Genomic DNA, 21053 nt, shown 5'->3' with positions numbered 1-21053 from the left:
GTTTAAATCTCCTCAGCTTTCACTAATGTTTCACCTGTCATTTCAGGTGGTTGATTAATTCCTAATAAGTGTAACATGGTTGGCGCCAAATCGGCTAAAATGCCATCTTCTCGTAATGCAACGCCTGATTTCGTGACGATGACCGGCACCGGATTTGTCGTGTGTGCAGTCATCGGTGCTCCTTCGACCGTTAAGACCTCGTCAGAATTTCCATGATCTGCTGTGATAATGGCCGCTCCACCTTTAGCTAGCAAGGCATCCACAATTCGACCTAAACATTCGTCAACCACTTCGATTGCACGAATCGTCGGTTCGAGCATGCCACTATGCCCCACCATATCCGGATTGGCAAAGTTTAGTATGATTCCATCAAATCGATCGGAGTCAATTGCCTGCAATAATGCATCCGTTACTTCATAAGCGCTCATTTCTGGTTGTAAATCGTATGTCGCCACTTTCGGTGAATTGATGAGGATTCGTTCTTCACCAGGGAACCGTTCTTCCCGTCCGCCACTCATAAAGAAAGTTACATGTGGATATTTTTCTGTTTCAGCAATGCGTAATTGTGTTTTTCCATTTGCTGAAAGAACTTCTCCGACCGTGTTCAGTAAGTTATCACTTTCGTAAGCAACTGTAGCCACAACTTCATCACTGTAAGCAGTAAAAGTCACAAACTTCAAATCTGTTGGATGCTTCACGCTTAAAGGAAATGTTGTTTCACATCTTGGATTGGTAAAAATAGACGATAATTGAATCGCACGGTCAGGTCTGAAATTGAAGAAAATGACCGCGTCCTGTGAATCGATCGTTGCAACTGGTTGTCCATGATCTTCAATAACAGTCGGCAATACAAACTCATCCACGACGTTACTGTCGTAGGAAGCCTGTACTCCAGCCACGGCTGACGCAGCTGTTTCACCTACACCATCGACGAGTGCACGATATGTTTTCTCTACTCGCTCCCAGCGACGATCGCGGTCCATTGCAAAATAACGTCCACTTATGGTTGCGAACTTACCGATTCCGATTTCCGCCATTTGACGCTCTGTTTTTTCAATATAGTTGATGGCTGTTGTAGGTCCGACATCTCGCCCATCGAGGAATCCATGAACAAAAACTTCATCCAGTCCATTTTTCTTCGCCACCATTAACAGAGCAAACAAATGTTCATAATGTGAATGGACTCCTCCGTCCGATAATAAGCCCATCAAATGTAATTTTGAGCCATGTACTTTAACGTGTTCAATGGCTTCTAAAAATGCAGCGTTGTCATAGAAATCGCCATCGGAAATCGATTTATGGATACGGGTCAAGTTTTGATAAACAATCCGTCCTGCTCCAATATTTAGATGCCCAACTTCTGAATTGCCCATTTGACCTTCAGGAAGTCCTACTGAATTTCCCGCCGCAATCAACGATGCATGGGGATATTGATTCCAATAGCGATCGAAATTCGGCTTTTTCGCTTGTGCCACTGCATTGCCAAAAACTTCATTACGTAGTGCAAAACCGTCAAGAATAATCAAGGCAACTGGTGATTTAGACATTGGCACCAGCCTCCAACAATTTCAGGAAAGAAGAAGGCTGTAAGCTTGCCCCACCTACTAGAGCTCCATCAATATGCTCCATTCTTAACAATTCATCAATATTTTCAGGTTTTACAGAGCCACCGTACTGGATGCGAAGAGCTTCTGCTACCGATTGTCCATACAATGACTCCACTTTCGCACGGATGGCGCCACATACTTCATTTGCGTTTTCAGATGTCGCAGTTTTGCCTGTACCAATTGCCCAGATTGGCTCATACGCGATGACGGACTGTTTCACTTGTTCTTCAGTTAAATCTGCAAGCGCTTTCTCTACTTGGCCTTCAACCTTAGATGTGGTGTTTCCAGCTTCACGCTCTTCGAGTGTTTCACCTACGCAAATAATTGGCGTTAAAGAATGGGCAAAAGCTGCATGTGCTTTCTTATTCACCGCTTCGTCTGTTTCGTTGAAGTATTCACGGCGTTCTGAATGTCCTAAAATAACATAGTCAACACCTAAATCCGCTAATTGGACAGGACTGACTTCTCCTGTAAAAGCGCCTTCTGTTTCAAAGTGCATCGTCTGTGCGCCTACATGTACGTTAGAATCCGATACGATTTGTTTCAATGACTCCAGAAAAAGAGCAGGTGCACAAATAACCGTATCCACTTTCACAGAATCCGGAGCCAACCCTTTTACTTCTTCTGCAAATTGTTTTGCTTCAGATAACGTTTTATACATTTTCCAGTTGCCAGCAATAATGGGTTTTCTCATACGAATTCCTCCTTAGTTTTGATCGTTCAGAGCTATGACTCCAGGTAAGTCTTTACCTTCCATGAACTCTAATGAAGCTCCTCCACCAGTCGAAATGTGATCCATTTTTTCTGCAACATCGAATTTTTCAACAGCTGCGGCTGAATCGCCTCCGCCGATTACTGTATAACCCTGTGTTTCGGCCATAGCATTTGCAACACCTTTCGTGCCTTCCGCAAATGGTGCCATTTCAAATACGCCCATTGGTCCATTCCAAATAATCAGTTTCGAATTGGCAATGACATCCGCATATTGAGCTGTTGTTTTTGGTCCGATATCAAGACCCATCCAATCAGAAGGAATCGAATCAATTGCGACAACTTTTGTTTCGGCATCTTTTGAAAATTCATTTGCAACGACAACGTCTATCGGCAAGAATAAATTCACGCCTTTTTCTTTCGCTTTATCGATAAATGATTTGGCTAAATCAATTTTGTCTTCTTCAAGCAAAGATTTCCCAATATCATGGCCTTGTGCTTTAGAAAATGTATAAGATAAGCCTCCACCGATAATAAGGTTGTCCACTTTATCCAATAAATGATCAATTACACCGATTTTGTCTTTTACTTTTGCTCCACCAATAATCGCTGTAAATGGTCGGTCGGGTTCCGATAATGCTTTACCTAGTACATCCAATTCTTTTTCCATCAACAAACCAGAAACTGCTGGAATGTGCTTAGCAATTCCTTCTGTTGAAGCATGAGCGCGGTGCGCAGCTCCAAAAGCATCGTTTACAAACACATCTGCGAGCTTCGCGAATTGCTCAGCCAATTGTTGATCATTTTTTTCTTCACCCTTATGGAAACGGACATTTTCAAGCAATACAATGTCTCCGTCTTCCATTCCGGCAATTGCTTCTTCAACCGACGCGCCGACTGACTCGTCCAGTTTTTGAACAGGTTTATGTAATAGCTCACTTAAATGTTTACCGACTTCAGTCAAGCGTAACTCTTCAGTGACTTCTCCTTTTGGACGGCCCATATGGCTCGCCAAAATTACTTTCGCACCCTTTTCCATCAATTGTTTAATCGTTGGAAGTGCTGCACGTATGCGTGTATCATCAGTAATTTTGCCATCTTCCATCGGGACGTTGAAATCCACCCGGCAAAATACGCGTTTACCTGCTAAATCCAGCTGTTGCATTGTCTGTTTTTGTTTCATGAAGAATCTCCTCCTCCAAAAATTAAAAAAATAAGGAACGGAGGGTACCTCCRTTCCTTTTACCCTACTATATTATAGAGGTTAATGACAATATTCGCTACTATAGCTCAAGAACTTAAACGTCTTATAAACCTTTGCTAGCCATGTGTAATGCAAGGTCGATACAACGAGTAGAGTAGCCTGTTTCGTTATCATACCAAGACAATACTTTTACCATGTTTTTCTCAAGAACCATTGTAGATAATCCATCAACAGTTGACGAAGCAGCGTTACCGTTATAGTCACGAGATACTAATGGTAACTCGTTATATTCTAAGTAACCTTTTAGTTCATTATCAGAAGCAGATTTAAGTGCTGAGTTTACTTCTTCAGTCGTTACATCTTTTTCAAGCTCAACTACTAAATCAACAAGTGATACGTTTGGTGTTGGTACGCGAACAGCCATCCCATCTAATTTGCCTTTTAATTCAGGAAGAACTAGTGAAACTGCAGCTGCAGCGCCTGTTGATGTTGGAATCATTGATTCAGCAGCTGCACGTGCGCGACGGTAGTCTTCATGTGGTAAATCTAAAATACGTTGATCATTTGTATAAGAATGAATTGTTGTCATCATCCCACGTTTGATACCAAAGCTTTCATGAAGTACTTTTGCCACTGGTGCCAAACTGTTTGTAGTACATGAAGCATTTGATACGACATTATCCGAATCTGCGTTATAAGACTCGTGGTTAACTCCCATAACGAATGTCGGCATACTTCCTTTACCAGGAGAAGAAACGATAACTTTTTTCGCACCCGCTTCGATATGTTTGCCTGCAGTTTTTTCATCACGGAAGATTCCTGTTGATTCGATTACAATATCGATTTCAAGGTCTTTCCAAGGCAATACCGATGGGTCTTTTTCTGCATACACACGTACTTGTTTACCATTGACGATTAAGTATTCGCCTTCAGAAGAAACATCAGCATCAAAAACGCCGTGAATTGAATCGTATTTCAGTAAATGAGCTAACATCGCTGCATCAGTTAAGTCGTTAATTGCTACTACTTCCACTCCGTCACGTTGTAATGCCTCACGGAATACCACTCGCCCAATACGTCCAAATCCGTTAATCGCTAATTTTAAAGTCATTTATAGTTCCTCCTAATTTTCATTACTCATAAGTTGAGTTAATTTCTTCGCTGCACCTTCATCCGTAATCAATACGGTCTGATTGGGTGCATGCTTTAAATATGAAAGCATGGCAGAAGCTTTTGATGCTCCACCGGCTACTGCTAGTAAATGCTTCACTTGATTCAGTTGTTTTAATTGTATTCCAACTGTCCGAATCCGATGGACGGCTTTGCCTTGCTCATTGAAATAGTATCCAAACGCTTCTCCCACAGCCTGTTTCCCTGAAATGATATCCAGTTCCTCAAGGCTTGAGTTGCGTCGTTTTGCCATTTCTTTTGCATCACCGATACCATGAATGACAATGTTCGTGTGATCATATAAGTCCATCATTTCCTTAATGACAGGCTCTTTTATCATGGTCTTATATGCGGTTTCACTTAAATGATCAGGTAAGTATAATGTTCTGGAAGTACCACTGGCTTGTGCGGCAAATGCAGATGCAATATGATTCGCTTGCAGTTCCACATTTTCCCCGATTCCTCCCCGCGCTGCCACAAACACTAGATTCTTTGGTTTGATGTGCACCGACAAGTGATTCGTAATGGCAGCAATCGTACTTCCACCCGTTACAGCGACAATATCACGCTCTTTCGATAATTGCTCCAGTTGCTTTGCAGCTTCCTGACCAATCAATGACTTCGCCTGACTTTCTTTTTCGCTATCTCCAGGCACGATGATTACGCGACTTAACTTGAAACTCTTCTCAAGTTGTTTTTCCAGTTCACTTAATCCAGACCATTCGTGTACTAAATTTTTCAAGCTATCTAAAACATCTTTACCTTCATGCGTAATTTCCATTCCATTTGCAAGCACATGTATTAATCCTTGTGCCCGTAAAATGTCAAGCTCTCTTCTTGTCTCCCGTTCGGTTGAATGAACGATTTCACTAAGGGCTCTGCGACCAATTCCAGCAGTTAACTGGATGGTCATCAATAAACGATATCTTTTTTGGAGAAGCGCAGTCATTTCCGGTAACAATTTTTGTTGTGCTCCAAGTAATTGATTCATTGCATTCTCCTCCTGAAAAGCGATTGGACGTTTTTTGTCCCGCTACATAATTTTATGTCCCGCCTTAATAATAATATACTCTTTTTCTAAAAAAAGAGCAAATAAAAAAGACGTTTATGATGTAAACGCCTCTAATAACGTAGGATAATCAATCCGTCCTTCTTGAATTACCACTCCGTTGCTTTCGATTACTGGGATGCGGAGTAAGTACTTTTCATGGATGTCATCATTGTCTTCAATATTGATTTCTTCTATATGTAATTCAACATCTTCTTTTACAAGTTGTAGCATCATTCGTGCGTCTTCACACAAAGTACAGTTCGGGCGAGAATAAAATTGTACGTTCATTATCCATCTTCCTTTCACGTCTTTAAGATCTTGATATCCAGAATTGTACTCTATTTTCCACAATTGCACGTCATAAATTCATAAAAAACAAGTGGCTACCATGAGCCACTTGTTGTACTCTCATTTAAAAACCACGACCAGCGTCGCCTCTACCGAATGATCCAGGCCCGAAACCACGGTGTCCACGTGAACCCGGTCCCATACCGCCACCACTTCCTTGATTGACCTATACAGGCTCGTGCTTTTAAGCTATCCGGAAGTGCACTCTTTCGTTACAGTCTCCTTAAACATTAGCCATAAACAAAAAAGCTGCAATGACTATAAAAGTCACTGTAGCTTTGGTAATTATGATTTTTTCAATTCACTGCGAGAAATAATGTGATCAACAAGACCATAGTCTTTCGCACGCTCAGCTGTCATGAAGTTATCGCGGTCCGTATCTTTTGCGATGACATCAATCGGTTGACCTGTACGTTCTGACAAGATACCGTTTAATTTTTCACGCAAGAATAAAATACGTTTTGCAGCGATTTCAATTTCAGTCGCTTGCCCTTGTGCTCCACCAAGTGGTTGGTGAATCATGACTTCAGCATTCGGTAAAGCATAACGTTTACCTTTTGTTCCAGCCGCAAGCAAGAATGCGCCCATTGAAGCTGCCATCCCGATACAAATTGTTTGCACGTCCGGTTTGATGAAATGCATTGTGTCAAAAATCGCCATACCCGCCGTGATACTTCCACCTGGGCTGTTGATGTAAATAGAAATATCTTTTTCTGGATCTTCAGCTTCTAGGAAAAGTAATTGTGCCACGATGGAGTTTGCAACATTATCATCAATGCCGCTTCCAAGCATAATCACTCGGTCTTTTAATAAACGTGAGTAGATGTCATAAGCGCGCTCTCCGCGGCTTGTTTGTTCAATAACTGTAGGAATTAAATTCATGGAAATGCCCCCTTCAAGCTTATAATAATTTTCGTACATCCCGAGTATCATCTATTGTACTCGGTTGTTCCTTTATAATATACAAGTTGGTCAAGGAAGGTCAAATATTATGCACAAAAAAGTACAGTTGAAATGTTTGCCTACTATTTGTATAATAGGTAAGTCGCTTGCCCTCGTGGTGCAATGGATAACACGTAAGATTCCGGTTCTTGAGATGGGGGTTCGATTCCCTCCGAGGGCGTCAAAAGGAAACCGTCCCAAACGTTAATAGACGTATGGGACGGTTTTTTTATTTATATTCATTCATTCAGACAATGGATTACTTTAACTTCCACAAAGAATGGAAATCTGCGAGTAACAACCTTTTTTGCATCAGTGGCTTTTCATTACAAAATCATCACCCATTCAAAAACGTGAATTTTTTATTTTTTATCCAAGAGCAACCGTTTTAACACAATTGCAGTTAATCCAATGTCCCGCAGACCATGTAATTTTAATCATTTCTATTTCMCACTTACCTATTAAGATTTTTATCCCATTTTTTAAAAACGTTCGAAAAAACCATGAATAGTCATCGTTTCTTTTATGCCCCACTTATTTAAGATTAAATAGTATTGTAGCTACAACCCATAGTATTCTCGTAAATCTATTGGGACTGAGTAATTTACTAGATTTATCGAAAAGTAGCAATAGTTATTAAGTGAAACATTTTGAACTTGATGAATTTTGTCCATAAAAAAAACCTTCGACAGATCGTCGAAGGTTTTTGATTTTAATTTTCTTTTTGAATCATGGCGATTAGTCCTTCAACCGCCTGTTCTTCATCTGATCCTTCAGCACTGATTGTAACTGATGATCCTTTGCTGATAGCTAGGCTCATTATGCCCATAATACTTTTTGCATTTACTTTTTTATCGTCTTTTTGCAGATATACATCTGCTTGGTAACGATTTGCTTCTTGCACAAAAAGAGCAGCCTGTCTTGCCTGTAATCCTGATTTCAATTCAACTTGTACTTGATTTTCCGTCATTAGTTCATGCCCCCCAAATCTCTGTTCGTTCATGTATTGTTTTTTATGTTAGCTGAAATGAGTCATTCTCACAACTATCTTTTCACTTTATCAAACGCAACTCCACCGCGAAGTCCGTCAGCAATTTCATCAAGCTTACGTAATCGGTGATTAATGCCAGATTTACTGATTGTACCTGTTGAAACCATTTCGCCAAGCTCTTTAAGCGTGACATCTGTGTACTCAACACGCAATCTTGCTACTTCCCTCAGCTTTTCAGGCAATTGATCAATTCCCATGACATTATCAATATAACGAATATTTTCCACTTGTCGTATGGATGCGCCAATTGTTTTATTGAGATTGGCAGTTTCACAATTGACGAGACGATTTACGCTATTTCGCATATCGCGGACAATGCGGACATCTTCAAATTTCAATAATGCGTGATGAGCTCCGGTAATACTTAAAAAATCCGATATTTTTTCAGCTTCTTTTAAATAAGTCACAAACCCTTTTTTACGTTCAATTGTTTTAGCATTCAATCCAAAGCCATTCATTAAATTAACAAGTGCATCACTATGGTCTTTATATAGCGAATAAACTTCCAAATGGTATGCAGAGGTTTCCGGATTATTGACTGAGCCACCAGCCAGGAATGCACCACGCAAATACGCCCGCTTGCAACAATTCTTTTTAAYCAGTTCAGCTGAAATTGTATGATTGAACTGAAAGTCTTCTGTAATGATTTTCAAATCTTCCAGCAAAGCTTTTGACCCATCTCGCACCCGACAAATATATACATTGTTTTTTTTCAAGCGCATCTTTTTTCGTACCAATAGTTCTACTTGGTACGGGTACAATTCTTTCATCAATGTATATAAACGTCTGGCAATCGCTGCATTCTCGGTTTGTACATCCAAACTCAAACTTCGGTTCGCAAATGAAAGCGCACCATTCATGCGGATGAGTGCAGATAGTTCTGCTTTCGCGCAACAAGGTGTTATGTCAGCCTGCGTCATTTCTTTTTTTGTTTCAGATGCAAATGACATATATATTTCCCCCTTTCGAGCGAAAGTTAGATAAATGATTGCTTGATTGCATTTTCCTTATCTTCCGCATAATGGACCAGCCATTCCGCAACTTTGGTTGCGTCATGACGAATGGCTCCATCCTGGATGGTCGCAATATCTTTTTTGACCACTGTTATTCCTAATTGATTTAATCTTGATTCGTCATAACTCACCGGCATAGACTGTTCTTGTGCATAAATTTCTTGAACGGATAATGGAACTTCATCCGTGTTAAGTAAAATCGTCTGAATAAACGGCGCACCCATATGCAACATCAATGCACGGACATGATCAGCCGCTGAATAGTTCAATGTCTCTCCAGCTTGTGTCATCAAGTTGCAAATGTATACGTTTGGTGCCTTCGATTCGAGTATTGCTTTTTGAATTCCTTGAACCAATAAATTGGGCAAAATACTAGTATATAAACTTCCTGGTCCAAATACGAGTAAATCAGCTTTGCAAATTGCTTTAATCGTATCTGGAAGCGGTTCCACATCATTGGGTGTCAGAAAGACACGATGAATGCGTTGATTGTATGTAGGAATCTTTGATTCTCCCGTAACAATGGTCCCGTCGTCCAGTTCTGCATGAAGGGTGATTGTCTGATTCGCCGCTGGCAATACAGTACCATGAACATTTAATACGCGGCTCATTTCCCGAATCGCATGCGAAAAGTCACCAGTTATATCTGTCAACGCTGTTAACATTAAATTACCTAGTGAATGTCCACCTAAATCATCAGATTGACTGAAACGATATTGGAACATTTCTTCAACTAAAGGCTCTACATCTGATAATGCAGCCATTACTTTTCGAATATCTCCCGGAGGCGGAATATCGTAATCGTCGCGGAGTCTGCCTGAGCTGCCTCCATCATCTGCAACTGTAACAATTGCAGTGATATCGACCGGGAATTTCTTTAATCCTCGCAACAACGTGGATAGACCCGTCCCCCCGCCGATTATGACGATTCGTTTCCGGCGTTTGGAACGTGCCATTCCATCAGCCCTTTCTATGTTTAATATCGCGATGCGTAATTACAGTTTGATAATCTTGTTGGAACAATTTCGCATAGTATTCCGTAAGGGTTACGGAACGGTGTTGCCCACCGGTACAACCAAATGCGATGACGAGCTGGCGTTTTCCTTCTCGTTTATATTGAGGAATCATGTAAGTCAGTAAATCAGTCAGTTTTTCAATTAACATTTGGGTTTCCGGCCATTTCAACACATAACCAGATACATCAGAATCCAAGCCGGTTTTCGGACGCAAATCTTCTATATAATAAGGATTTGGCAAGAATCGTACATCAAATACTAAATCCGCATCAATCGGTAAGCCGTGTTTAAAACCGAATGACATGACGTTTACAGTAAATGTAGAGCTTCCTATTGAAGAAAATTCTTCTTGTATTTTTTCACGAAGATCTTTCGGTTTCAGGGTTGAGGTGTTGTATATGAATTGAGCTCTTCCTTTCAACTCAGAAAGCAACAAACGTTCTTTTGCAATCCCCTCTAAAGGTAAGCCTTCAGGGGCTAGCGGATGTGAACGCCGTGTTTCTTTATAGCGTCTGACCAGAGTTTCATCGTCCGCTTCCAGGAATAAAATTTTTGGTGTACATAAATTCCCTTGCGCCATTTCATCGAGAGCACCAATCAACGAATCGAATAAATCTCCGCCACGCATATCCATTACCGCAGCAATCCGATTCATGTCTTTTCCTGATTCCTTCATTAATTTTAAAAACGTCATTAATAAAGCTGGTGGCAAGTTATCGATACAGAAAAACCCTAGATCTTCGAAACTTTGAATGGCAACTGTTTTCCCTGCGCCAGACATGCCGGTAATGATGACCAATTCCGAATCCTGAGTTTGTTTTGATTCCATCATTGCTTCTCTCCCTCATATGACGCTTGTATATCTTGTTTAATCAAATCAAAATCATGGGTGTAAACAAATGTCCCGTATTGAACCCCTTGTCCTGATACAGCAAATTGTAAGTTCGTACGATCTCCTTCTGCCATTGGCAAATGTGCCAAGGCTTCCACAGGATGCCACTCCAAAATTCCTTCTTTTGTTACTTCAAATGGAATACCTTCTAAATCATGCGACACAAATGTAAAGAGCATCCACTCATTTTCGATCTGCTGTTCGTCTTGTACGATCATCGTATAAACGCCTTTTAAATGAGGTTTGACAGGTACGGTGTTGGTTTCCTCTTGAAATTCACGAATGGCCGCGCTGTAAATGGACTCGCCTGCTTCCATTTTCCCGCCAGGGGCTACATACCAATTTCTACGTGGTTTTTTCAATAAAAGAACCTGTTGATCTTTCAAAACAATTAAATTTGCTATACGCTGCACATTCGACACTCCACATCCAAATAAACTCACTTATTCTATTATACAACTTTGAAGGATGGCATATCAAAAAGTATGCAAAAAAGAAAAGCGGAAAGCTCGTCTAGTGACCGGAATGACATAATGGCAAGTTGTTTTCAAGAGTTTTGACCATTGTTATTGAATATCTGACCATTCAGAACCGTTATTGACCACTCAAAAACGTTTTCTGACCGGTTAACTTGATTTTCTGTCCATTTCGAAGCACTTTCTGTCCATACACTTTCAAACACCTTTCCAAACGGCAAAAAAAGAGGCTGTTTCATCGATTTGCACCGAGAAACAGCCTTTCAAAATGTTGCTATAAAAAGGGGGTCAATTTACTATCCTTAATATACACCTTTATTGTTGCAAGGGTATTACAGATGGATTAAAGAATGATTAAAATTAAGCCTTAATGCTTAATTTTTCGTGTAATTCTTCGATATAATGCTGAGCAGCCTGTGCAGCGATACTGCCATCACCTGTTGCCGTTACAATTTGACGCAACGTTTTTTCACGTACATCTCCGGCAGCAAAGATACCAGGGATACTCGTTTCCATTTGTTCGTTTGTTAAGATATACCCCATTTCGTTCAGGATACCTAATTGAGCAAATGGTTTTGTCAATGGAAGCATTCCGATGTAAATAAATACACCGTTCGCTTTAAATTCCTGTTCCGAATCATCTACTGTTGATGCCAATGTCACGCTTCCGACTTTGCCATTTTCATCGTTAATCGATTTCACAGTATGGTTCCAGATGAAGTCGATTTTTTCATTTGCAAACGCACGTTCTTGTAGGATTTTTTGTGCACGAAGTTCATCACGACGGTGAACAATCGTTACTTTGCTAGCAAAACGTGTTAAATACACGCCTTCTTCCACAGCAGAATCTCCGCCTCCTACAACGACTAATTCTTTATTTCTAAAGAATGCGCCATCGCAGACCGCACAGTAGCTTACTCCACGTCCACCCAGTTCAGTTTCGCCTGGAATTCCCATTTTCTTATATTCAGCACCAGTTGTGATGATGATTGAACGGGCTTTATATTCTTTCCCACCCGCTTTAATTGTCTTGAATGCTTCACCATTAGTGATTTCCTGTACATCTCCGTATGCGTACTCCGCACCGAATTTTTTGGCATGTTCAAACATTTTCGTTGAAAGTTCCGGTCCTAAAATATGTTCGAAACCGGGATAGTTTTCAACTTCCTCAGTATTTGCCATTTGGCCACCTGGAATGCCACGTTCAATCATTAAAGTCGATAAATTTCCTCGTGATGTATATACAGCTGCTGTCATACCTGCAGGACCAGCCCCGATAATCACAACATCATAAATTTTTTCTTCAGTCATTAAAAATACCTCCTAAATCCTTCTATCACAAATCGTATAAGATTCATGCAAGTCATTCAACTTTTTTGCTTAAGTATCAAAAAGCGGTAAAAATTGAATAAGTTCATTTACATATTTTGTGATGGTTGGTGTGGTAATCTCATAGCGTTCCGCTAGTGCTTTTTTTGTAATGCCTTGTGAACGTGATGATTGGAACATATAATCCGCAGCGGCCGCTAAAGCCTTAGGGTTTTTAAAAGCATAGCCTTTATCAATACCACGCTCAATTAACACAAACCACATTTGAAAGAGGAATGATCCGTCAATTGTTAACGGGTGATTTTTCCGGTACAGCACTTCTGTTGCTTCGACCGCTCTTAAAAAAGAACGTTCAGCAAGTCGACTAGTTTCAAATTCGTGCCCAAGGGCATGGGCCAACAACCATTTTTCCATCGTAGAGTACGTTTCTACATTTACCCATTCAGGATGAGCGATAATTTCTTGTTTATGTGCAGTCTTACCCAACAAAAACAAACCGAACATTCGCTCACTGCGATACGCATTTTCAAGCTTTTCTACAATAAAATCACGATTGTGCTCCATGCCATCTAAGGATTCGCCTTCTTTTTGGCCAGCCCAAGGTTCCAGTCCGTGTTTTTCGGGATCAATTTGAATCAGTTGTTTCCAGTATTGACGAGCTTCTTTTTCATGTCCCGAAAAGTATGCGGAATGTGACAACCAGAAATAAAAGCCAGGGTCGCCCTCGTATCCGCGTTTTTGAAGTGAACGTAACCATTTATACGCATCTTCATATTTACCAACCAAAGCAAAAGTTGCACCCAGCTTGTAGCGGTGTTCCAGCATATACGGTTGGATTTTCCCAAGTAAATTCAAAAGATAAGAGAGTTCCTGCTCATTTTTTTCGTAATAATGAACGACTGCCAAATTACACAATGCATGCAAATTCCCTGTGTTTTCTTCCAATACTTTATGTAATAAAGCTTTTGCTTGATCGACTTCGCCGATATAAAAATAAGCAAGCGCCAAATTGTTGAATGCAGCCCAGAAATCCGGATTTTCTTCAATAAAATTCTCCAAAACTTCAATTGCCTTCTCAAAGTTTCCTTGTTCCATCATCCGTCTTGCTTTTTCTTGAATGACTAAAATTTCGCTTCCGATATTATCATCTTCAAATAACGGCCAGTCTTCTTGTTCCGAGAAATCAATGATCTCCATCGCTTCCTCAGCGTAAGCTCCCGTCATATCCAATTCAATATACTGTTTGGCATACTTATGGGCATCCGAAAGAAAACCGAGATGAGCATTGACTTCGGCCAAGAAGAAAACAATTTCACTTTCATTTGGATCAAGACTGTACGCACTTTGCAATAATTCAAGGGCATGGTCGTATTTTTCCACTTCCATTTCCACAATTGCGTATTGCATTAAAATAAGCGGATCATCAGGACTCAGTTCCGCTGCACGTCTCAAATATTTATGCGCTTTTTCAAAATGCTCACGATTCAGAGCTACTAACGCTTTTTGATAATAATATTCGCCTGTAGGAATAAACGAGACGATGTTTTCATTCGCGAGTTGTTTGTGTTTTTTCTCCAATTAATGCCTCCGAAAAAATAAAAAGGAACACAACAGGTCCCTTTTCAGTATCTCTCTATTATAGCACATTGGCTTATGATTTACTCTCATGTCGTTTCTGTAAAACTTCCAACACATCATACAAATTTACTTTTTGTTCTTGAAGCAAGACTAATAAGTGATAGATCAAGTCAGCCGCTTCCCATTGCAATTCTTCGGCATCACGGTTTTTTGCGGCAATTACGACTTCTGTCGCTTCTTCCCCGATTTTCTTGCCGATTTTGTCCACGCCTTTTTCAAATAAGTAGGTCGTATAGGCACCTTTTGGCATAGACTTTTCACGTTGTTGGATGACTTGTACCAAATCTGCTAAAATCCCGAAACTGCCGACAGTTTGTCCTGGAGAGAGGATGTCTTTATGAAAACAAGTGGCTTCACCCGTATGACAAGCAGGGCCTTTTGGCAACACTTCCACCACTAATGCATCTTCATCACAGTCTGTTCGGATGGCTACTACTTGTTGCGTGTTACCACTCGTTGCACCTTTATGCCATAGTTCTTGTCTCGAACGACTGAAGAACCATGTTTCTTTCGTTTCAATTGTTTTTTCCATTGATTGACGATTCATATAAGCGACCGTCAACACTTCTTTTGTTTGTGCATGTTGAACAACAACCGGTATCAGTCCTTGCTCATCAAATTGAATGGTTTCCAATACGTTTTTTGTCATCTGACTGACACTCCCTTCTCTCGCAGTACACTTTTCACTTCTGCTACACTTGTCTCTTTATAATGAAAAATGGAAGCCGCCAATGCCGCATCTACATCCACTTCATTGAATACATCATAAAAGTGTTGGGCATTTCCCGCTCCACCACTTGCGATAACCGGAACAATTACAGCCTCCCGAACCGCTTTCGTTAACGCCAAATCAAAACCACTTTTTTCACCATCTTTGTTCATGGACGTCAGGAGAATTTCTCCTGCACCTAATCGCGTGGCTTCTTGTGCCCATTTAACTGCTGTCCATTGTGTTAGCCGTCGACCACCATGCGTATAAACCATCCACGTCCCGTCACCTTCTGACCATTTTGCATCAATAGCGACTACAATGCATTGTGAACCGAAATATGCCGCACCTTCAGCAATCAATTCGGGACGTTCAAGTGCAGATGTATTGACGGATACTTTATCTGCACCTGCCCGCAGTATGTTTTTCATATCATCCAGTGTTCGGATTCCGCCTCCAACGGTAAAAGGAATAGCCAGTTCAACGGCAGTTTGACGTACGACATCAATCATCGTCTCTTTTCCTTCATGCGAAGCCGATATATCCAAAAATACTAACTCATCTGCCCCTTGCTCATCATAAAATTTTGCAAGTTCGACCGGATCTCCTGCATCTCGTAATGAAACAAATTGAACCCCTTTTACCACTCGTCCTTCTTTGACATCCAAACATGGAATAATTCGTTTTGTTAACATGAAGCCACCTCACGCAATGCTTCCGGTAACGTGAAGCGATTTTCATAAAGTGCTTTACCAATAATCACGCCACCGATTTTTGAACCTGCGGCTGCTTTTGCAACTTTCTTTACGTCTGAAAGTGAACTAATGCCCCCAGAAACAATCACTTCTGCTCCCGTAGCTTCGGCAAGAAGTTCATTCGCAAGAATATTAGGTCCACTTAATGTTCCGTCCGTTGCTATATCCGTAAAAATAAAGGTTTTCGCACCATGAGTTGCAAAATATTGCCCTACTTCAATCGCGGATTTTGAGGAAGTTTCCAACCATCCATGTGTAGCAACCATGCCATCTTTTGCATCAAGGCCTATAACTATTTTCTCTGCACCGAACTTTTGAATCATCGAGACCGCTAGCTCGGGTTGCTGAATAGCCAAGCTTCCGATAATGACTCGTGCCACACCATTATCCAGATAATATTTCACATCTTCTTCAGTGCGTATTCCTCCGCCAATTTGTACATTCACACCAAGCTCAGTAGCCGCACGGATTACATCTTTATCGTGAATTCGTTTTCCATCTTTCGCGCCGTCCAAATCTACCATGTGAATCCACTTTGCTCCTTGGCATGCAAACGTTTTTGCCATTTCAAAAGGAGATTCCGCATAAACCGTCTCTTGATTATAATCTCCTTTAAATAAGCGCACACATTTGCCTCCAAGCATGTCAATCGCAGGGTATAATTCAATCACTTTCATATTTGTTCACTCCTTTTTTTTACTAGACCGACCCATTTTTCCAACAAGTACTTTCCGAAAGGTCCAGACTTTTCAGGGTGAAACTGCATACCAGTAATTGAGTCTTTCTGGACAAGTCCAGGAACAAACTGACCTGCATATGCACTGCTTGCCAGAACTTCTTTTTGCATTGTATTTTGTGCCAAATAGGAATGGACAAAGTAGACATGAGTTGAATCTTCTTTATCGAGACCTTCCAGCCAATCTGGTTGATGTGTAAAAGATAATGGATTCCATCCCATATGAGGAATTCGGATACGTTTTTGTTCTGCATCCAGTTGTTCAAATTTCTGAATATGACCCGTTAATATACCTAAACCTTCCGTCCATCCATTTTCTGTACTATCTTCATATAGAAGCTGCATGCCCAGACATATGCCAAGTAACGGTTTGTTGGTGTTCTCGATTTGTTTAATATATTGATCCAAGCCAGACTCACGCAGACGACTCATGGCATCTGGAAATGCCCCCACACCTGGTAAAACATAACCATCCATTTGATTTAAGATGTTTGTATCTGCCGTTATGGAAACTTCACAACCTAGTCGAAGCAGCGCTTGTTCAACACTATACAAATTGCCCATGCCGTAATCGATTACACCAATTTTCATGTTAATAATCCTTTCGTGGATGGCACTCCTTTGACACGCGGATCAATGGATACCGCTTCATCGAGCGCTCTTGCCAAAGCTTTGAATATGGCTTCAATCATGTGGTGTGTATTGTGGCCATAGTGAAGGATTACATGAACATTCATCCGTGCTTCGAGAGTGAATTTCCATAAAAATTCATGGACAAGTTCCGTATCGAAATTTCCTACTTTTTCTTTAGGGAATGTCGCTCTGAATTCAAGGTGAGGACGGTTTGAACAATCCACAATCACTTGCGCCAGTGCATCATCCATTGGTACAAATGCATTACCGTATCGTCGTATCCCTTTTTTGTCACCTAACGCTTCTTTGACAACTTGCCCGAGTACAATCCCGATATCTTCAGTTGTATGATGATCATCAATATGTGTATCACCAGACGCTTGAATGGTCGCATTAAAGAATCCATGTTTCACAAATAAATCAAGCATATGATCCATAAAAGGGACGCCTGTATCAATCGTGGCCTGTCCTTCTCCGTCCAGTTGCATCGTAACTTTAACTTGTGTTTCGTTCGTTTTTCTATTAATCGTTGCTTCGCGTGTCATGATTGATTCATCCCCTTTTTCCATCCTCTTGATTCTACAGCTCTTGCATGGGCTTCTAACCCTTCCATTCTCGCCAGTCTTGCTATTTTGTCTGCATGTTGTTGCCATGTTTCTTCTGTGTAAAAAATGATGCTTGTCTTTTTGATAAAATCATCCACCGATAATGGACTGGAGAACCGAGCAGTGCTGTTTGTCGGCAAAACATGATTGGTCCCTGCAAAGTAGTCACCAATTGGTTCCGAACTGTATCGACCGATAAAAATCGCACCTGCATGTCGCACTTGTTGTGCAACTTCATGAGGATTGATTGTCATGATTTCCAAATGCTCCGGTGCCAATTTATTTACAGCTTTAATAATATCCAGCATTGTTTCTGCAACATAAATTTTCCCGAACTTTTCAATAGCTGCCCGTGCAATCTTCTCACGCGGGAGCGTTCGCAATTGTTTCTCCACTTCTATTGCAACTTCCTGAGCAAATACATTGCTCGTCGTCAGTAAAATCGGACAAGCCATCGGATCATGTTCAGCTTGCGATAATAAATCGGCGGCGATTTCGTCCGCATATGCAGTATCATCTGCGATGATGGCAATTTCACTCGGTCCTGCAATCATATCAATAGCCACTTCACCAAACACTTCCCGTTTGGCCAATGCAACAAACACATTACCTGGACCTGTTATTTTATCTACAGGTGCAATGGATTCGGTACCATATGCAAGAGCGGCGATTGCCTGAGCTCCACCCATTTTATAAATTTCTTCAATTCCTAAAATCGAAGCCGCAACCAATACTGCGTCTGGTAGTGCTCCTTTATCGTTTGGAGGTGACACAATGACAATTCGTTCAACACCAGCCACTTGTGCCGGAATGACATTCATTAATACCGATGACGGATAAGCAGCGGAACCACCTGGCACGTACAAACCAACTGCATCCAATGGACTTACTCGTTGTCCAATAAATGAGCCATTTTTGACGTCAACTTCATAAGATGACCGTTTTTGCATTTCATGAAAAAGGCGGATATTTTTTGCCGCTTCTTCCAAATCATTTTTAAGTTCTTCATCAAAATTGGCGAGTGCTTGTTGAATTTCATCCATCGAAACACTAAATTCACTTAGTTTGATTCCGTCCCATTTCTCGCTATAGTCCGCGACTGCTTGGTCACCGCGTTTTTTGACATCGGACAATACCATTTTCACGGTGTTCAATTGCTCCTCATTGCCCATTTCCAACGGTCGTTTTAATGATATATCTTTCGTTAAAGAAACGATTTGCATATAATATCCTCCTTACTCCATTGACTCTTTCAGTCGCTTTACCATATCGCGGATGCGTTCACTTTTTAGTCGGTAACTGACGGGATTAGCAATTAACCTCGATGTCACATCCACAATGCGTTCGTATTCAACAAGTCCATTTTCTTTCAATGTCCGACCAGAAGATACGATATCCACAATTCGATCGGCCAGCCCAATCATGGGTGCCAGTTCGATTGAACCATTTAATCCAATAATTTCAACTTGCTCCCCTTTTTCTTTGTAAAAAGCCGAAGCAATTTCAGGATATTTAGTTGCCACTCGAGGCGCAATCTCATTCATGACTGTATTCGGCAAGCCTGCAGTTGCGATATAGCATTCGCTGATTTTTAAATCCAGCAACTCATGAACAATTCGTTTTTGTTCAAGTAATACATCTTTACCCGCTATTCCTATATCTGCAACCCCATGTTCCACATAAACAGGTACATCCATCGGTTTCGCAAGAATAAATCGAATCTTTTCACCAGGAGCTTCAACAATGAGTTTCCGTGATTCTTCAAAGTCATCCGGTAACTGAAAACCCGCTTTTTGAAGTAACACATAAGCTTCTTCAAAAATTCGTCCTTTCGGCATCGCAATTGTCAGTTCACTCATTATTTCCAACTCCTTCTGTTAACCAAAATACGTCTGTAAAGTTATCCTGATAAGCCTGTCTGTCCTCTACACCATTAACATATTGAATGGTTGTCCGAATTCCTTGCTGTCTAAATTTATTCGCCTCATTGACTGCTTCCATATAATTAGCTTCATCAAAAAAGATTAGCGTATGTGGCTTACGTGTTGTCGATGTAGTCATCACTTCAAGCAATCTGTCTACTCTCAATCCAAAACCTGTTGCACCGACATCACAATTGAACTCCTGCAACAAACCGTCATAGCGACCTCCATTGCCTATCGGAAAACCTGATCCACTCGCAAAAACTTCAAATAACATCCCAGTGTAATAACTCATTTCACTAGTAAGTGTCAGATCGTATGTGACCAGATTTGAAAGACCTGCATTTTCTAGTAACACGGACAAGTCACTAAGATACATAAACATGTTCACTTGCTGAATATTTGATTGGTCGATAAAAGGATGTAATGATTGAATGGATTGCACATTGGAAGCATGTCCAATAAATTCAATAAAGCGTTCTTCTTCTACTTTCGATAATCCATACGATTGTACAGCCTCTTCAAATCCAACCATGTTCTTTTCCACAAGTAATTTACGCAGTTCTTTAACTTGTTCTTTGGATTCGGTAAATTGCGTCAAAATTGATTGCAATAACCCGGCATGTCCGACCGTTAAATGATATTCACCAATTCCAAGTTCCTGTACAAAATCCGATGCGGTTATAATCATTTCTGCATCTGCGAAAACCGAAGAATCTCCTATTAACTCCACGCCCATTTGCTCGAATTCAGCAGGTCGTCCGCCTTCATTTTCCTGAGCACGGAAGACGTTCGCAAAGTATGCTAGACGCAATGGGATYTGTTCCTTCAATAGCTTAGATGTTGCCACACGAACAATTGGTGTCGTCATATCTGGTCTTAAGACAAGTGTCTCACCTTGGCGATCGACTAATTTAAACAACGATGAATCTGAAATTGCCGAGGCTTTCCCCACGGTTTCGTAATATTCAACAGTAGGTGTTTTGATAAAATCAAAGCCGTGATTTCGGAAAAATTTTCTGCCGACATCCCGTACTTTTTCCTTTTTTTCATTTATTAACGGAAATGAGTCTCTCATCCCTAGCGGTTTCTCAAATTTTCGAATTGGCGTCATTCTTTCATCACTTCCTAAAATAAGGATAYTTCACTTTAGTACACTAGCATACTACCACGATGAATTAAAATATATTTTAACGTAACTAATAGAGTGCGTCAATACAAAAGACCTCATGAAGCATTGGAATT

The 21053-nt window shown here is 40.8% G+C and carries 22 protein-coding genes and 1 tRNA gene; 1 reads left to right on the top strand and 22 read right to left on the bottom strand.

From position 1 onward, the window contains the following. Window positions 1-2 precede the first annotated feature (2 nt). The 7 genes from gpmI to clpP form a co-directional block, all read right to left on the bottom strand. Window positions 3-1547, bottom strand: coding sequence for a 2,3-bisphosphoglycerate-independent phosphoglycerate mutase (gene gpmI / locus AC1DSL_RS05225; protein WP_477531419.1), 1545 nt, complete (start codon window positions 1545-1547; stop codon window positions 3-5). Next, window positions 1540-2301 (bottom strand): triose-phosphate isomerase, encoded by a 762-nt coding sequence (gene tpiA, locus AC1DSL_RS05220; RefSeq protein ID WP_016429078.1) that lies wholly within the window; start codon window positions 2299-2301, stop codon window positions 1540-1542. The genes gpmI and tpiA overlap by 8 nt, the downstream gene beginning before the upstream one ends. A gap of 12 nt (window positions 2302-2313) precedes the next feature. Next, window positions 2314-3501: a phosphoglycerate kinase gene (locus tag AC1DSL_RS05215; RefSeq protein ID WP_477531418.1), complete on the bottom strand. Its 1188-nt coding sequence runs from the start codon at window positions 3499-3501 to the stop codon at window positions 2314-2316. Between the two features lie 124 nt (window positions 3502-3625). Then, window positions 3626-4633, bottom strand: coding sequence for a type I glyceraldehyde-3-phosphate dehydrogenase (gap, locus tag AC1DSL_RS05210; protein WP_477531417.1), 1008 nt, complete (start codon window positions 4631-4633; stop codon window positions 3626-3628). Between the two features lie 12 nt (window positions 4634-4645). Beyond that, window positions 4646-5683 (bottom strand): sugar-binding transcriptional regulator, encoded by a 1038-nt coding sequence (locus AC1DSL_RS05205; RefSeq protein ID WP_477531416.1) that lies wholly within the window; start codon window positions 5681-5683, stop codon window positions 4646-4648. A 114-nt stretch (window positions 5684-5797) separates the two neighbouring features. Next, window positions 5798-6031, bottom strand: a complete 234-nt coding sequence (locus AC1DSL_RS05200) for a glutaredoxin family protein (RefSeq protein WP_016429082.1) — start codon at window positions 6029-6031, stop codon at window positions 5798-5800. Between the two features lie 345 nt (window positions 6032-6376). Beyond that, window positions 6377-6973: an ATP-dependent Clp endopeptidase proteolytic subunit ClpP gene (gene clpP / locus AC1DSL_RS05195; RefSeq protein ID WP_016429083.1), complete on the bottom strand. Its 597-nt coding sequence runs from the start codon at window positions 6971-6973 to the stop codon at window positions 6377-6379. Between the two features lie 169 nt (window positions 6974-7142). On the opposite strand from clpP, the gene AC1DSL_RS05190 reads away from it, so the two are divergent. Continuing rightward, window positions 7143-7214 (top strand) — tRNA-Arg (locus AC1DSL_RS05190). 531 nt (window positions 7215-7745) lie between these two features. Here AC1DSL_RS05190 and AC1DSL_RS05185 read toward each other — a convergent pair. The 15 genes from AC1DSL_RS05185 to AC1DSL_RS05115 all read right to left on the bottom strand — a co-directional run bounded on the left by AC1DSL_RS05185 (window position 7746) and on the right by AC1DSL_RS05115 (window position 20922). Then, window positions 7746-8003, bottom strand: coding sequence for an HPr family phosphocarrier protein (locus AC1DSL_RS05185; RefSeq protein ID WP_016429085.1), 258 nt, complete (start codon window positions 8001-8003; stop codon window positions 7746-7748). A 74-nt stretch (window positions 8004-8077) separates the two neighbouring features. Continuing rightward, window positions 8078-9034 carry a DNA-binding protein WhiA gene (whiA, locus tag AC1DSL_RS05180; RefSeq protein ID WP_477531415.1) on the bottom strand — a complete coding sequence of 319 codons (957 nt, stop codon included), beginning with the start codon at window positions 9032-9034 and terminating at the stop codon, window positions 8078-8080. A 26-nt stretch (window positions 9035-9060) separates the two neighbouring features. After that, a complete protein-coding gene (locus AC1DSL_RS05175) occupies window positions 9061-10053 on the bottom strand; it encodes a gluconeogenesis factor YvcK family protein (RefSeq protein ID WP_342543120.1) in 993 nt (330 codons plus the stop codon). A gap of 4 nt (window positions 10054-10057) precedes the next feature. Further along, window positions 10058-10945, bottom strand: a complete 888-nt coding sequence (gene rapZ / locus AC1DSL_RS05170; protein WP_477531414.1) for an RNase adapter RapZ — start codon at window positions 10943-10945, stop codon at window positions 10058-10060. Next, on the bottom strand, window positions 10942-11418 hold the full coding sequence (locus AC1DSL_RS05165) for an NUDIX hydrolase (protein WP_016429089.1): 477 nt from the start codon (window positions 11416-11418) through the stop codon (window positions 10942-10944). The genes rapZ and AC1DSL_RS05165 overlap by 4 nt, the downstream gene beginning before the upstream one ends. A gap of 423 nt (window positions 11419-11841) precedes the next feature. Further along, window positions 11842-12792, bottom strand: coding sequence for a thioredoxin-disulfide reductase (trxB, locus tag AC1DSL_RS05160; RefSeq protein ID WP_477531413.1), 951 nt, complete (start codon window positions 12790-12792; stop codon window positions 11842-11844). A gap of 69 nt (window positions 12793-12861) precedes the next feature. Beyond that, entirely contained in the window at window positions 12862-14388 is a 1527-nt protein-coding gene (locus tag AC1DSL_RS05155) for a tetratricopeptide repeat protein (RefSeq protein WP_477531412.1), read from the bottom strand. 73 nt (window positions 14389-14461) lie between these two features. Further along, entirely contained in the window at window positions 14462-15097 is a 636-nt protein-coding gene (hisIE, locus tag AC1DSL_RS05150) for a bifunctional phosphoribosyl-AMP cyclohydrolase/phosphoribosyl-ATP diphosphatase HisIE (protein WP_477531411.1), read from the bottom strand. Beyond that, entirely contained in the window at window positions 15094-15852 is a 759-nt protein-coding gene (gene hisF / locus AC1DSL_RS05145; RefSeq protein WP_477531410.1) for an imidazole glycerol phosphate synthase subunit HisF, read from the bottom strand. Before hisF ends, hisIE begins: the two co-directional genes overlap by 4 nt. Beyond that, the gene (gene hisA / locus AC1DSL_RS05140; protein WP_477531409.1) at window positions 15846-16589 is read right to left on the bottom strand and encodes a 1-(5-phosphoribosyl)-5-[(5-phosphoribosylamino)methylideneamino]imidazole-4-carboxamide isomerase; all 744 of its coding nucleotides are present in this window, start codon (window positions 16587-16589) and stop codon (window positions 15846-15848) included. The genes hisF and hisA overlap by 7 nt, the downstream gene beginning before the upstream one ends. Next, window positions 16586-17239 (bottom strand): imidazole glycerol phosphate synthase subunit HisH, encoded by a 654-nt coding sequence (gene hisH / locus AC1DSL_RS05135; RefSeq protein ID WP_477531408.1) that lies wholly within the window; start codon window positions 17237-17239, stop codon window positions 16586-16588. Before hisH ends, hisA begins: the two co-directional genes overlap by 4 nt. Beyond that, entirely contained in the window at window positions 17236-17826 is a 591-nt protein-coding gene (gene hisB, locus AC1DSL_RS05130) for an imidazoleglycerol-phosphate dehydratase HisB (RefSeq protein WP_016429096.1), read from the bottom strand. Before hisB ends, hisH begins: the two co-directional genes overlap by 4 nt. Further along, window positions 17823-19109, bottom strand: coding sequence for a histidinol dehydrogenase (hisD, locus tag AC1DSL_RS05125; RefSeq protein WP_477531407.1), 1287 nt, complete (start codon window positions 19107-19109; stop codon window positions 17823-17825). Before hisD ends, hisB begins: the two co-directional genes overlap by 4 nt. Before the next feature lie 12 nt (window positions 19110-19121). Further along, window positions 19122-19745, bottom strand: coding sequence for an ATP phosphoribosyltransferase (hisG, locus tag AC1DSL_RS05120; RefSeq protein WP_477531406.1), 624 nt, complete (start codon window positions 19743-19745; stop codon window positions 19122-19124). Further along, window positions 19738-20922: an ATP phosphoribosyltransferase regulatory subunit gene (locus tag AC1DSL_RS05115; protein WP_477531405.1), complete on the bottom strand. Its 1185-nt coding sequence runs from the start codon at window positions 20920-20922 to the stop codon at window positions 19738-19740. The genes hisG and AC1DSL_RS05115 overlap by 8 nt, the downstream gene beginning before the upstream one ends. Window positions 20923-21053: the final 131 nt, after the last annotated feature.

It is taken from the genome of Paenisporosarcina sp. P4_D4 (assembly GCF_056401835.1).
The sequence above is the reverse complement of the archived record's forward strand: the minus strand, read 5'-3'. Positions and strand labels throughout refer to the sequence as shown.

Coding starts and splice junctions, on each gene's coding strand:
- gap (WP_477531417.1), bottom strand. CDS start 4,633: ATGACTTTAAAATTAGCGATTAACGGATTTGGACGTATTGGGCGAGTG.
- trxB (WP_477531413.1), bottom strand. CDS start 12,792: ATGACTGAAGAAAAAATTTATGATGTTGTGATTATCGGGGCTGGTCCT.
- hisB (WP_016429096.1), bottom strand. CDS start 17,826: ATGACACGCGAAGCAACGATTAATAGAAAAACGAACGAAACACAAGTT.
- gpmI (WP_477531419.1), bottom strand. CDS start 1,547: ATGTCTAAATCACCAGTTGCCTTGATTATTCTTGACGGTTTTGCACTA.
- AC1DSL_RS05215 (WP_477531418.1), bottom strand. CDS start 3,501: ATGAAACAAAAACAGACAATGCAACAGCTGGATTTAGCAGGTAAACGC.
- hisG (WP_477531406.1), bottom strand. CDS start 19,745: ATGAGTGAACTGACAATTGCGATGCCGAAAGGACGAATTTTTGAAGAA.
- AC1DSL_RS05185 (WP_016429085.1), bottom strand. CDS start 8,003: ATGACGGAAAATCAAGTACAAGTTGAATTGAAATCAGGATTACAGGCA.
- rapZ (WP_477531414.1), bottom strand. CDS start 10,945: ATGATGGAATCAAAACAAACTCAGGATTCGGAATTGGTCATCATTACC.
- hisA (WP_477531409.1), bottom strand. CDS start 16,589: ATGAAAGTGATTGAATTATACCCTGCGATTGACATGCTTGGAGGCAAA.
- hisIE (WP_477531411.1), bottom strand. CDS start 15,097: ATGACAAAAAACGTATTGGAAACCATTCAATTTGATGAGCAAGGACTG.
- AC1DSL_RS05205 (WP_477531416.1), bottom strand. CDS start 5,683: ATGAATCAATTACTTGGAGCACAACAAAAATTGTTACCGGAAATGACT.
- hisF (WP_477531410.1), bottom strand. CDS start 15,852: ATGTTAACAAAACGAATTATTCCATGTTTGGATGTCAAAGAAGGACGA.
- AC1DSL_RS05200 (WP_016429082.1), bottom strand. CDS start 6,031: ATGAACGTACAATTTTATTCTCGCCCGAACTGTACTTTGTGTGAAGAC.
- tpiA (WP_016429078.1), bottom strand. CDS start 2,301: ATGAGAAAACCCATTATTGCTGGCAACTGGAAAATGTATAAAACGTTA.
- clpP (WP_016429083.1), bottom strand. CDS start 6,973: ATGAATTTAATTCCTACAGTTATTGAACAAACAAGCCGCGGAGAGCGC.
- AC1DSL_RS05175 (WP_342543120.1), bottom strand. CDS start 10,053: ATGGCACGTTCCAAACGCCGGAAACGAATCGTCATAATCGGCGGGGGG.
- hisD (WP_477531407.1), bottom strand. CDS start 19,109: ATGCAAATCGTTTCTTTAACGAAAGATATATCATTAAAACGACCGTTG.
- hisH (WP_477531408.1), bottom strand. CDS start 17,239: ATGAAAATTGGTGTAATCGATTACGGCATGGGCAATTTGTATAGTGTT.